Below are 13,045 nucleotides of genomic sequence, written 5' to 3'. Positions count from 1 at the left end.
AATTTTATTTTGAAGAAACAGTAACAGTTGAAACTTAATATAATCCGATGGAGTTAGATATGGTCGTTAAATACTCAAAAAATGATATTCCTTTCAGCACAACCAGATGACACTTACTTTATATGGCAGCTGGAAATACAACTGAGAAACTTTCATTCCTTAGGGATTTTAAAAGAAAGAATTCATATTGTGATTGGTTATCACCCTAAAGTAGGGTTAAAGCCTGATTTTAAAGTATTCATTCATAATAATCAGGATTTTGCTCTTTTTTTTCTTTACCCGGATACGAGGAAAAGGAAAAAATACCTTTCTTCCATAAGGCCACATTTGTTGAAAAAACATTGGAAACAATTTCCATTCCTGGAAAATCAGTGTGTTTTTTATCATGATTCTGATATTCTGTTAAGCAGAATTCCTGTTATTGATATACATAATGCTATGAATTATGTTTCCGATACACGCTCTTACCTGAACTGTCAATATATTACCTCAAGAGCAGATACTGATCTTTTGTATAAAATAGCTGAATTGGTAGGAATTACGGCAGAGAAAGTCTTTAGAAATGATGATCATGTGGGTGGAGCCCAATATCTTTTGCATGATATATCCTCTGAATTCTGGGATAAAGTAGAGGAAGATTCTGAAAATATTTTTAATTTACTTACTGAGTTTAATACAAAAGAAAAGCAGAAAAAAATAGATCTCCCGGATTATCTGCCAAAAGAAATCCATGCATGGTATGCTGATATGTGGGCTGTACTATGGAATTTATGGCTTTTTAATAAAGAAATCCGGATACATGAAGAAATGAATTTTTCATGGCCCACATGTCCTATTGAATATTGGGAGATCAACCCAATCCTTCATTATGCTGGTGAACATACAGATAAAAAACAATTTTTCTATAAGAGAGATTATGTACATTATGCTCCATGGTATGATGAAAATTTAGATTTTATTCCTGATACAAACTGTAGTTTCCCAATTATAGAACTTATAAAAAAAAGAAGAGAAGAATGTGATGCTCAAAGACTGGAATTAAGGAATAGTACATTTTATTTTATGGAAGATATTGGAAAGAAATATTTTGATAAATATTTTGTCACCAGAGAAAATCAGAACATTATTGAAATCTTCAATTCTGTAATAATTCCTGAAAATTTAGTAAAGGAGATAGATACTCTATTAAAAGATGAAAGTTATACAGAAATACAATTTACTAAAGTTTATATAGTAGACCAGCTCTTTACAGAAGCTTTTAAAAAAGTGTTGGATGTTATGATTTTAGAACTAAATAATGGTAAATTTTCCTTACATGATACAGGCTGCATTATAAAAGTTAAAGAAAGTTATAATACAACCCCTCTTAGAATTACTAAAGAAATCTATCTTTTACAATGAATGTTGGTTTACTAAATGGCTTGTCAGGAGAAGTTCTCCTGCTATTTTTAAATAAAGATAAAGCTTGTCATAAAAAAGGTCTGGCTTTGCTGAATTTTATTGCTGAAAAAATATTTTCTTGTAAAGATTATAGTTTTGAAAATGGGATTGTAGGATTCAGCTGGCTAATCGCTTTTTTGCATCAGAAAAAATACTTGAACATTAACAGCGATGAAATTTTAGAAGATGTGGATGATCAGGTTTACAAAATAACATTTGCTGATCTTGGACAAGACGAACCAAGTATTGATAAAATATTGGGTTTAGTCAACTATTTTTTGATCAGACATAGGAACAGCAATGTGGGAGAAAATTATTACAGGAAATTTGCTCATTCGGAATGTCTAAATTTACTCTTCAATTATCTTATAACTTATATTGAAAAATGTATTCGTAATACTCATATTACACCCTATGATTTTAACTGTTGCTGTAAAATTTTACTGAAGTTGGGATATAGTACTGAGTATATAAGCTTTAAAAATGTAAATGATCAGTTAATTGAATTTCATATTCATTTTATTCTTTTTTATGAGGCAAAAAGCATAACATCAAAAGACTTTGAAAACGATATATATACAGAAGGATTGCTGTACCTTCTTTTGTCTGCGAAACAAAAAAAGTATGAAATTCTCGAGCAAAGACTTCTTTATATAGGCCAAAAAGCAGGGAAATTATTTCTGCAGCATTTTATGTACAAAATATATTCTAAGGAAAAATTTGATTATTCTTTATTAGAAGTTAAACAATTATTGTTTATACTCACTAATTATCTTTCCCCGTATAATAGTTGTAGTCTTTGATAATAATATTGATAAACTGCCTTTCCGTCATTTTCGTAGCATCTATTTCCAGTTTCAGAATGCTTTTGATTTTTTCGGATAGTTTATTGATGATTTGTCGGTCATCTACTTTCAGAGCTTTGGTATAATTGTCTTTGATGATTCTCATGTCATTATCACTCAAAGCAATTACCTGAGGGAAAGAAGGGACATAATTTTCATGGATATTCTCCAGGATTGTATGAGAAATATTGATGTTGTTTTTTAGAGATATTACAGCTGTTCCGGAAGCAATGTCACCCAGACGCTGGTTATTTTTAGAAACAATCATAGAAATAAGTCCTATCACTCCGGCAAATGAAACATCTACAATTCTGAAAACCCAACGGATCATATAATCTGCGAAGCTGGCCTGGTAACCGTCGATCTTCACTACTTTTATTTTCATCACTTTTTTTCCGGGAGTCTGACCTTCCATCAGGCTTTCCAATACAAGAGGATAAATATAGATGGGAAAAGTAAGAATAAGATATACAGCCCGTATAGACCAGTCATCAAGGCCATCTAATAGGTATCCCAAATCGAAAATATTGAAGAACAGATACAGGATAATTACCACATAAGCAATCCTGATCAGTAGATCAATAATGAAGGCAAGCATCCTTTCTCCTACGCCTGCAATATTAAAATTAATATTTACATTTTGTGAGGTATTTATCGCAATTTGAGACATATTTTTTATTATTTTAGCCTTAACAATTATGAGAGAAGTTTATTTCATTAAACAAAATAAAGAAAAATGGTTGGGAATAGAACAGGTTATTCAAGGGAAAATTAAAAAAAATCCTGATGACCTGTCTTCACTGTATATAAACCTGATCAATGATCTTTCTTTTGCCCAGACTTATTACCCCAAAAGTAACACCACCGTTTATCTGAATCATTTATCTGCCCAGATTTTTCAGAAGATTTATAAAACCAAAAGGGTAGAGGAGAACAGACTGGTTTACTTTTTTAAAACAGAAGTTCCGTTGTTGATGTATCAATATCGGAGATATCTGATGTATGCATTTCTCTTTTTCATTTTATTTACATCAATCGGAGTACTTTCTGCCATTTATGATAAAAATTTTGTGAATATTATTCTGGGTGAAGGGTATGTAAATGAAACCGTTGAAAATATTAAAAATAATAATGCGGTAGGCGTTTATCAGAGTGGGAGCACTTGGGGAAGCACCATCGGAATTATCTTTAATAATATTCAGGTTGGAGCAAAATTATATATTTACGGAATTGCCGGAGGAGTGGGAACATTGTTTGCATTGCTTTCGAATAGTGTGATGCTGGGAGCTTTTCAATATTTCTTCTATGATTACGGAGCATTGAAAGAAAGTGCAAGAGGAATATGGCTTCACGGAGTTTTTGAAATTTTTGCCATGGTGGTAGAAGCGATGTGTGGATTGATTCTGGGTGCATCTATTTTATTTCCGAGAACATTTTCAAGATTTAACTCGTTTAAAAAAGGATTTAAAGATTCATTTAAAATATTTTTAAGTACTGTTCCTTTCACTATTTGTGCAGGGATTATAGAAGGGTATGTTACCAGACATGCATTGAAGATGCCTTTAATTTTGAACCTGATCATTATTTTGGGTTCACTGGCCATCATAGGATTCTACTATTTTGTATATCCGTCTATTGTCTACAAAAAAACTAATCAACAAATCCATGATACAATTTTATAAAAAAAGAGATTTTGGAACTTTTATCAGCGATAGTTTCAATTTTTTCAAATTATACGGAAAGAATTATTTTAAAAACTATATTCTGATCAATGGCTTGCTTTTGATCTTAATGGTAACTGTTGTCATTTTCGGATATAAAGAACTTTTTTCACAGATATTCGGATCCAATTTGGGAGGTGAAACCTATTATTTTGAACAGTATTTTTCTGAAAACTCAGGAATGCTGATTACAGTGGGATTATTGACTTTCCTGCTTTTCATGGTTCTGATGATTGTCAATTATCTGTATCCGGTTTTTTACTTAAAAAGAATTGCACAGGGTGCTGAAAAGATAAAGACAGATGAAATTCTGAGTGATTTTAAGAACAATGCCGGAAGAATTGGAAAACTGTGCCTTGGGATGATCTTTATTGTTACCCCTGCGATTTTATTTGTGGTAGGTTTTTCTTATATCCTGGTTCTTATTATTATCGGATTCTTTCTGATCCTGCTTCTTTATCCAACGATATTTAATTTTACTACCTTTCTGATGTATGATTATTTTAATTCGGACAGAGGTTTCTGGGGAAGCTTGAGCTATGCTTTACGTTCTCAGTTTTCTTATCCGAATGGCCGTGAGAAATCACCGTTCTGGAAATATTGGGGCTCTGCATTTGTGATGTTTATTATTATTTATATGATAACATCTATATTCACATTTATCCCCATGATGTTCTTTTACGGATCGCTTCTTACTTCTACACCGGACGGAAATTTTGAGCAGAATCCTTTTACCGGAGCTGCCGGAATTGTGTTTTTTGTATTCTATGGATTTTCTATGTTGTTTTCATTTTTTCTTTCAAACCTGATGTATGTGAATGCAGGATTGATGTATTATGACAGCAGAACAGATCTTCACCAGAAAGTTGAATTGGCAGAAATAGACACGATTGGAATCAATGAATAAAATTCTTTTTTTCATACTGCTTTTTTTCTCGCTTGGGCTGGTTAAAGCTCAGGACGATAATCCTGCTTCTTCTGATGATCTGGTAGATTCATTGTATACCACCGGACATTACAGAAATATGCTACGTGCAGATTCTGTGCTGATGAAAAATCCGGTATCGGAGAATGAAGTGTATCCAAAAACATTTAAAGAAAATATTCCGTCAAGATATAAAGGAAATGAATTTGACTATTCCGTATCAAAACCGAGAGAATCTTTCTTTCAAAAGCTGATGCGAAAAATCAATCAGATTATACAGAGTATTTTTGGGGAAACAGCATTCACTAAGTCGGCAGAGCTGACCACGATCCTTATTCGTCTGTTTGCGATTATTCTTGTAGGTTTTCTGTTGTATTTCATCATTAAGTACATCATGGGAAAAGACGGTAATTTTATTTTTGGTAAAAAGAATAAAAAGCTGGATCTCAATGTGCAGGAACTTCATGAGAACATCCATGAAATCAATTTCCCTGAAAGTATTGCGAAATTTGAACACGCAGGAGATTACCGTTCTGCAGTTCGTTACCAATTCCTGTTTGTTCTTAAAAAACTGAGTGACAAAAAACTGATCAACTGGAATCCGGAAAAAACAAATAAGGACTATGTCTCAGAGTTAAAAGCTCCTCTCCTGAAGGATGATTTCTCCAATCTGTCTTATATCTTTGATTATGTCTGGTATGGCGAATTCAGAATTGAAGAAGAAAGCTATCAGAAATTTAAAAATCAGTATCAGGCATTTAAACCATAACAATAGTAACCATGAATAAAACTTTCAAAACATATGCTGTAATTTTCGTCATTGTGATGATTATTCTGGCGTTGCTTGAAGTTAACAAAAAAGAAACAACAGACTGGCGGAAGAATTTTGATATCAATGAGAAGTCTCCGTTCGGACTATTTGTTTTTAATAATGAAGCCAAAGATCTTTTTAAAAATAACCTGAAGAAGATTGAACAGGTTCCTTATGAATATTACAGCCAGCATAAAAAGGGAGCTCACAATATTGTAGTCATTGAAAATAACCTTGACGGTGAGTCATGGAAAAAAATCCTGGCTCAGGTATCTGAAGGCTCAGATGCATTTCTGATGGTAGCCCGTATGCCTAAAGAAATTTCAGACAGTATCGGATATTACGATTCCGAAATCTCTTTTGAAGAAGAAAATGTACTGAAACTTACCGATAAAAAATTTCAGAATGATTTTATTACATTAGATAAATTTCCATCGGGTAGAGGATTTTCATTCATTAAACCTAAAGTGGAAGTACTGGGGAAAACAGTTGAGAAAAAGAATACAGATCAGGCCAATTTCATTAAAGTGAAGTTTGGGAAAGGATACATCTATGCTCATACGGAACCTCTTTTCCTGACGAATTATTATCTTCTGAAACCCGGCAATGTAAAATATGCACAGGATGTGTTTTCATATCTTCAGGATAGAGAAACCCTTTGGTTTGTATCCAACAAAAGTTCTGAATCACGCTTTTTCATGAGATTTATATTGTCAAATCCGCCTTTAAAATATGCATGGTGGGTGTTTTTAGGAGGACTTATTCTTTTTATTTTCTTTAATGCAAAAAGAAAACAGAGAATAGTTCCTGTAGAAGAGCCATTAAGAAATACTTCCCTGGATTTTGTGAAAAGCATTGGAAATCTGTATCTTCAGGAAGGCGATTTTCATGATATGATGGCCAAGAAGGCACAGTATTTTCTGAACAAAGTGAGAATGGATCTGTTGATAGATACTCAGAATTTAGATGAAGAGTTTGCAAAAAAATTACATCTGAAAACCGGGAAACCCGTAGAAATGATCAGTGAAGCAATAGCACTTATCAAAAAAGCTCAGGATCCTTACGCCAGTGTAATGAAGGAAGACCTTACAAGGATCAATAAGCTCCTTGATGAAATACTTAAATAATATAACAATAGAATAACCTAATGATATAAAGCCGATCAATGTTATAATCACTATTCACAGGAAGGGATACAATTATACATTATAGGGCAAGAATGATAAATTAATTTTATTATGGAAAACTTTGATAACCCCAATATAGAAAACCAAAGCGCGATCAATCTTAATAAACAGGAAGAACAGTTTCAGTCGAGAATTGATATGATTGAACTTCGTGCGAGTTTAGAGAAAGTAAAATCTGAGATCGGAAAAGTAATTGTAGGACAGGAGAAGATGATTGAACATCTTTTAGCGGCCTTACTTTCCAACGGACACGTACTTATTGAAGGGGTGCCGGGAGTAGCGAAAACAATTACAGCAAAATTATTAGCCAAGACCATTGACGTAGGGTTTAGCAGAATTCAGTTTACTCCGGATCTGATGCCTTCCGATATTTTGGGAACTTCCGTATTCAACGTGAAAAACTCAGAATTTGAATTCAAAAAAGGACCTATCTTCTCCAACTTTATCCTGATTGATGAGATCAACAGATCACCTGCCAAAACACAGTCTGCATTATTTGAAGTAATGGAAGAAAGACAAATCACAATGGATGGTACGCGTTATACAATGGACGAACCTTTCCTTGTCATCGCTACACAAAACCCGATTGAACATGAGGGAACATATCGACTTCCGGAAGCTCAGCTGGACCGTTTTCTATTCAAAATCAATGTAGGATATCCTAACCTTGAACAGGAAATTGCGATCATTAAAAATCAGCACGAAAGCAAAAAAGAAGATAAAACAGAAGGGATCAACCGTGTGATCAGTGCAGAACAGTTGAAAAACTACCAGCAGCTGGTAAAAGAAATCATTGTGGAAGCTCAGCTGATGGAATATATTGCTAAGATTATCATCAATACCAGAGAAAACCAGTTCTTATATCTGGGAGCATCTCCAAGAGCTTCATTGGCGCTTCTTACAGCTTCAAAAGCATTTGCAGCAATAAGAGGAAGAGATTTTGTAACCCCTGAGGATATTAAAGAAGCAAGCTACGCTGTCTTAAGGCACAGAGTAATTGTATCTCCTGAAAGAGAAATGGAAGGTCTTACTGCAGATGAAATTATCCGTCAGATTTTAGATGGAATAGAAATACCGAGATAGGTGTTATGGAGTAGATAGTAGGTGGCAGGTAGCAGTTGATAGTGAGTGAATGCTTAAGTAGTTACAAAATTATTATATGGCAAATTTTAAAGAGCTTTTAGTTTGGCAGAAGTCTATTGATTTTGTTACAGATATGTATAGGCTTACTGAAACCTTCCCCAAAGCCGAAATCTACGGATTAGTATTACAAATCAGAAGAGCTGCTGTTTCTATCCCTTCCAATATTGCTGAAAGAAACTCGAGGCGAAGCAAACCTGATTATCTACAATTTTTAAAAATAGCAAGAGGCAGTTGTGCAGAGGTGGAAACCCAATTAATAATTTCAAAAAATCTTGGGTTTTTTAGTGAGGATGATTATTTAAAACTAAATCAGGAAATTATAGAAATATCCAAAATGTTGAACGGACTTATTAATTCTCTACAACAATAATGATTGTAAAAAAGCTAATAAACGACCACCTAAAACCTTTCACCTGCAACCCGCCACCTAACTAATGAAAAACTTATACATCAATACACGTTTCTTTTTTACACTCATCGGAGTGGGGATTCTGTATGTCCTTGCATTTTTCTTTCCGGTGCTGATGTGGGCAGCCCATATCGCACTCCTGATTTGCTTTCTGGCAGCAATGGTAGATTTTCTGTTGCTTTTTAATCAAAAGAATGCATTGCAGGTTCAAAGAATTCTCCCGGAAAAATTGTCCAACGGAGATGAGAATTTTGTGAAAATTGATATTAAAAATAATTATAGTTTTACCATACACACTAAGATTATTGACGAAATTCCGTTCCAATTTCAGAAAAGAGATTTTCTGATTGAAAAACAGATCGCTTCCGGAGCAAATACATTTTTTCAATACACATTGGAGCCTAAAGAAAGAGGAGAATATCATTTCGGAGGTCTGAATGTGTATGCATCATCACCTTTGGGATTCATCTCAAAAAGATTTATTTTCCAGAAAGATGCAATGTTGCCTGCTTATCCTTCTTTTATTCATCTCAGAAAATATGAGCTGATGGCTATTCAGAGTGAATTTTTATTAGGAGGAATTAAGAAAGTCAGAAAGCTGGGACACACTATGGAATTTGAGCAGATCAAAGAATATGTTCCCGGAGATGATATCAGAACGATCAACTGGAAAGCAACCTCCAAGACGAACCGTCTCATGGTAAATCAGTTTCAGGATGAAAAATCACAGCGTATTTTTATGCTGATTGATAAAGGAAGAACCATGAAAATGCCTTTCAACGGGTTAAGTTTACTGGATTATTCCATCAATGCTACGATGGCATTGTCTCATATCATTTTGAGAAAAGGGGACAGAGCCGGAATGATGACTTTTTCCAAGAAAGCCGAAAATAAAATTGCTGCTGATAATAAATCCGGACAGCTGAAGAAAATCTCAGAAGCACTTTATAATATTAAAACAGATTTCTTTGAAAGCGACTTCAACCGTTTATACCAGGATGTAAAATATTCCATTAACCAAAGAAGTTTAATTCTGCTTTTCACCAATTTTGAAACGTTGGATGGACTGAACCGACAGTTAAAATATCTTCGTGGAATTGCGAAAAACCATTTGCTGGTTGTTGTATTCTTCAAAAACTCAGAACTGCAGACACTGATCAACAAAAATCCTGAAAATATGCAGGAAATTTATGATGAGATTATTGCTGAAAAATTTGAATTTGAAAAGAAACTGATCATTCAGGAACTCCGCAAATATGGAATTTATACGGTCTATACACTTCCGGAAAATTTGAATATCGATGTTATCAATAAATATCTGGAGATAAAAGCGAGAGGAATTTTATAACTTTGTAGAAGCAATAAGCAAATAAACAATGAAAATTACACTTAACAGAATAAACGACGATTTTTTATTTGAATGTACCAACGCTCAGGGAAATTCTATTCTTTTGGATAATACTTCCCAGCCGGGAGCAAAAGGAGTTTCTCCTATGGAAAGTGTACTGATGGCAGTAGCGGGCTGCAGCGGAATTGATGTAGTTTCTATTCTGAAGAAGCAGCGTCAGGAAATCAAAAGTTTTCAGGCAGAAGTAGAAGGAGAAAGAGTGCAGGTAGAAGATGCAAAACCTTTTAAATCTATTAACGTTAAGTTTCTTCTGGAAGGAGAAATTGATCCTAAAAAAGCATTAAAAGCTGCGGAACTTTCTTTTGAAAAATACTGTTCTGTATCAAAAACTTTAGAACCGAATGTAGAAATCGGATACGAAGTATATGTGAACGGAGAAAAAATTTAATCTCTTATTTAAAAAAAATAGAAAAAGCCGGATGATTCATCCGGCTTTTTTATTACTCATTACCAATTACTCATTGCTTATTAAAAGGTAAGTCTTGGTTTTATCAATTTTGCCACGGTGGCTGTCCATCCCGTTTGGTGAGAAGCACCTACGCCACGGCCATTATCTCCATGGAAATATTCAAAAAACGTAATATAATCTCTAAAATGTTCATCATAATTGAACTTTGGATTACCTCCGTTGAAAGCTCTTTGCCCATGTTCATCCTTTAAAAATAGAGAGCAAAGTCTTTTGCTGATGTTTTGAGCCACTTCATCAAGGTTTCTTTTATCACCGCTTCCCGTTGGGAGTTCTACTTTCAGGCTGTTGCCATAATAATAATGAAAGCGCTGCAGACTTTCAACAATCAGGAAATTGATTGGAAACCATATCGGGCCACGCCAGTTGCTGTTTCCGCCAAACATTCGACTGTCACTTTCTGCAGGAGTGTAGTACACCATATTTTCAGATCCATGTACAGAGAAGACAAAAGGATTTTCCTCATATACTTTAGACATAGCCCGTATTCCATAAGAACTCAGGAACTCATTTTCATCAAGCATTCTGGTCAGAACCTTTGTCAGTCTGTTTTTTCGGAGGATGCTCATCAGGTGTTTTCGGCCGTGTCCTTCCTCGTCCCAGTGGGAAACCAGTTTGGTTAATTCCGGCTTGTTCTTTAAGATCCATTCCATTCGGGTTCTGAAATTCGGCATCTTTTCCAGTAAGCGGTGGTCTACAATCTCAACAGCAAACATAGGAATCAAACCGACAATACTTCTTAATTTTAAAGAAACACTGTCTCCATTTCCTAGCTGTAGTACATCATAGAAGAATCCGTCTTCTTCATTCCAAAGTCCTTTTGTTCCCTCACCCAGGTTTTCCATAGCTTCAGCGATATAAAGATAATGTTCAAAAAACTTGATCGCCATATCTTCATAAACCTGATAATATTGGGCAAGCTCCATTGCAATACGCATCATATTCAGTGCATACATCGCCATCCAGCTTGTTCCGTCTGCCTGTTCAAGATGTTGGCCGTCTTTTAATTCCATATTCCTGTCAAAAGCTCCGATATTATCGAGACCAAGGAAACCTCCACCAAAGATGTTTTTCCCATTTTTATCCTTTCGGTTTACCCACCACGTGAAATTAAGAAGCAGTTTCTGGAATACTTTTTCTAAGAATAATAAATCCGGTTTTCCGTTAGCTTTTTCATCAATTTTGAAAACACGGAAGCATGACCACGCATGTACAGGCGGATTCACATCACTCATATTCCATTCATAGGCAGGAAGCTGTCCGTTAGGATGCATGTACCATTCCTTAGTAAGGAGCAAAAGCTGTCCCTTGGCAAATTCTGCATCGATGATCGAAAATGGAACACAGTGAAACGCCAGATCCCACGTAGCATACCATGGATATTCCCATTTATCAGGCATAGAAATAATATCCTTATTGTGGAGATGATTCCATTCTGTATTTCTTACATATTCGTTGAAATTTCTTGGCGCTTCAAAGTTGGGATCCCCTTTCAGCCATTTTCCGATATTATAATGATAGAACTGTTTATTCCAGAGAAGTCCTGCAAAAGCCTGTCTCTGAACATTTCTTTCATCCTCATTCACGGTATCATTCTGAATGTCTTTATAAAACTCTTCCGCTTCCGCCTCTCGCGTATTGAATATTTCATCAAACTTTTCAAAAGGCGCATCAGCTTCATCCGGACATAATCTGAATTCAAAAACTTTGGATTCCCCAGCTCCAATAAGCTCATCAATCAGAAAAGAAGCTTTTGTTCCCTTTTTTTCAGGATTTACCGTATTGGCTTTATGAGTAATGAAATTATTGATTCCATCTTTGAAATAAGTATTTTCAGCTGCAGGAGCTCCGTAAAGCTTAGAATTATTAGTTTCATTATCACAAAATACGCTTTGTGCATTGGTATTTCGGGAATAAAGTTTTTTGATCGAAATACTGTCGTGTCCAATATTGATGCTTCCGTCATGAGAAGCATTGATTTCTGCTTTATAGGTATTGTATCCCCATTTCCAGTTGTTTCTGAACCATACAGTTGGTGCTACCAGAATAGGTGCTTCATGCTGACTTCGGTTACAGACCGTTACTCTGGCAAGAATATCGTTGTGATCGGCTTTGCAGTACTCTATAAAAATATCAAAATACTCATCATTATCGAAAATTCCGGTATCGAAAATCTCATATTCCGGTTCCTTTTTACTGCGTCTCCCGTTTTCTGCAACAAGGTCATCGTAAGGAAATTCATTGATTGGATATTTATACACCATTTTCATATAACTATGAGTAGGTGTATTATCCAGATAATAAAAGATTTCTTTGATGTCTTCCCCATGATTCCCCTGAGGGTTGCTCAATCCGAAGAATCTTTCCTTTACCATCTTATCTTTCTTGTTCCAGAATGAAAAAGCAAAACATAAAAGCTGCTTTACATCAGAAATTCCGGCAATACCTTCTTCACCCCAGCGGTAGGCATAGCTTTCAGCATTATTATGATTGGTAAAATTCCAGGCATTCCCGTTTGGGCTATAATCTTCGCGTACATTTCCCCACTGCCGGTTGCTTACATAAGGTCCCCAGTTTTTCCATTTGGTATCTTGTAATCTATCTTTTTCGGCGGTCATATCTCATCATTTTTCCATACGAAGTTAGTTTTTTTGAGAAGTAATTCCAATTTTTTTCATCTGAATAATTAT

Annotated in this window: 12 protein-coding genes; 10 read left to right on the top strand and 2 right to left on the bottom strand. The window is 34.9% G+C overall.

The genetic code is table 11. The features are described from left to right. The first annotated feature begins 81 nt into the window (after window positions 1-81). Both ACMA47_RS08620 and ACMA47_RS08615 read left to right on the top strand, forming a co-directional pair. The gene (locus ACMA47_RS08620) at window positions 82-1,401 is read left to right on the top strand and encodes a hypothetical protein (protein WP_413929481.1); all 1,320 of its coding nucleotides are present in this window, start codon (window positions 82-84) and stop codon (window positions 1,399-1,401) included. Then, the gene (locus ACMA47_RS08615; RefSeq protein WP_413929480.1) at window positions 1,398-2,243 is read left to right on the top strand and encodes a hypothetical protein; all 846 of its coding nucleotides are present in this window, start codon (window positions 1,398-1,400) and stop codon (window positions 2,241-2,243) included. Before ACMA47_RS08620 ends, ACMA47_RS08615 begins: the two co-directional genes overlap by 4 nt. Here ACMA47_RS08615 and ACMA47_RS08610 read toward each other — a convergent pair. Further along, window positions 2,206-2,955 carry an RDD family protein gene (locus ACMA47_RS08610; protein WP_413929479.1) on the bottom strand — a complete coding sequence of 250 codons (750 nt, stop codon included), beginning with the start codon at window positions 2,953-2,955 and terminating at the stop codon, window positions 2,206-2,208. The genes ACMA47_RS08615 and ACMA47_RS08610 overlap by 38 nt on opposite strands. Before the next feature lie 28 nt (window positions 2,956-2,983). Between ACMA47_RS08610 and ACMA47_RS08605 the strand changes: the two genes are divergently transcribed. The 8 genes from ACMA47_RS08605 (at window position 2,984) to ACMA47_RS08570 (ending at window position 10,277) form a co-directional block, all read left to right on the top strand. Next, complete coding sequence (locus tag ACMA47_RS08605; RefSeq protein WP_413929478.1) at window positions 2,984-3,967, top strand: stage II sporulation protein M; 984 nt, start codon at window positions 2,984-2,986, stop codon at window positions 3,965-3,967. Then, window positions 3,951-4,913: a DUF4013 domain-containing protein gene (locus tag ACMA47_RS08600; RefSeq protein ID WP_413929477.1), complete on the top strand. Its 963-nt coding sequence runs from the start codon at window positions 3,951-3,953 to the stop codon at window positions 4,911-4,913. Before ACMA47_RS08605 ends, ACMA47_RS08600 begins: the two co-directional genes overlap by 17 nt. After that, window positions 4,906-5,700, top strand: coding sequence for a DUF4129 domain-containing protein (locus tag ACMA47_RS08595; protein ID WP_413929476.1), 795 nt, complete (start codon window positions 4,906-4,908; stop codon window positions 5,698-5,700). Before ACMA47_RS08600 ends, ACMA47_RS08595 begins: the two co-directional genes overlap by 8 nt. Before the next feature lie 11 nt (window positions 5,701-5,711). Next, window positions 5,712-6,869, top strand: a complete 1,158-nt coding sequence (locus ACMA47_RS08590) for a hypothetical protein (protein ID WP_413929475.1) — start codon at window positions 5,712-5,714, stop codon at window positions 6,867-6,869. Between the two features lie 111 nt (window positions 6,870-6,980). Continuing rightward, on the top strand, window positions 6,981-8,012 hold the full coding sequence (locus ACMA47_RS08585; protein ID WP_413929474.1) for an AAA family ATPase: 1,032 nt from the start codon (window positions 6,981-6,983) through the stop codon (window positions 8,010-8,012). Window positions 8,013-8,088: 76 nt separating this feature from the next. Continuing rightward, window positions 8,089-8,442, top strand: coding sequence for a four helix bundle protein (locus tag ACMA47_RS08580; RefSeq protein WP_413929473.1), 354 nt, complete (start codon window positions 8,089-8,091; stop codon window positions 8,440-8,442). 64 nt (window positions 8,443-8,506) lie between these two features. Beyond that, window positions 8,507-9,829, top strand: a complete 1,323-nt coding sequence (locus tag ACMA47_RS08575) for a DUF58 domain-containing protein (protein WP_413929472.1) — start codon at window positions 8,507-8,509, stop codon at window positions 9,827-9,829. Between the two features lie 28 nt (window positions 9,830-9,857). Then, a complete protein-coding gene (locus ACMA47_RS08570; protein ID WP_002983375.1) occupies window positions 9,858-10,277 on the top strand; it encodes an OsmC family protein in 420 nt (139 codons plus the stop codon). Window positions 10,278-10,357: 80 nt separating this feature from the next. Here the strand turns inward: ACMA47_RS08570 and ACMA47_RS08565 are convergent, their stop codons facing one another. After that, window positions 10,358-12,973, bottom strand: a complete 2,616-nt coding sequence (locus ACMA47_RS08565; protein WP_413929471.1) for an MGH1-like glycoside hydrolase domain-containing protein — start codon at window positions 12,971-12,973, stop codon at window positions 10,358-10,360. Window positions 12,974-13,045: the final 72 nt, after the last annotated feature.

The organism is Chryseobacterium sp. T20, from assembly GCF_047345655.1.
GTDB lineage: Bacteria > Bacteroidota > Bacteroidia > Flavobacteriales > Weeksellaceae > Chryseobacterium.
Note: the sequence above shows the minus strand (reverse complement) of the source record. Positions and strands in the feature narration are given on the sequence as shown.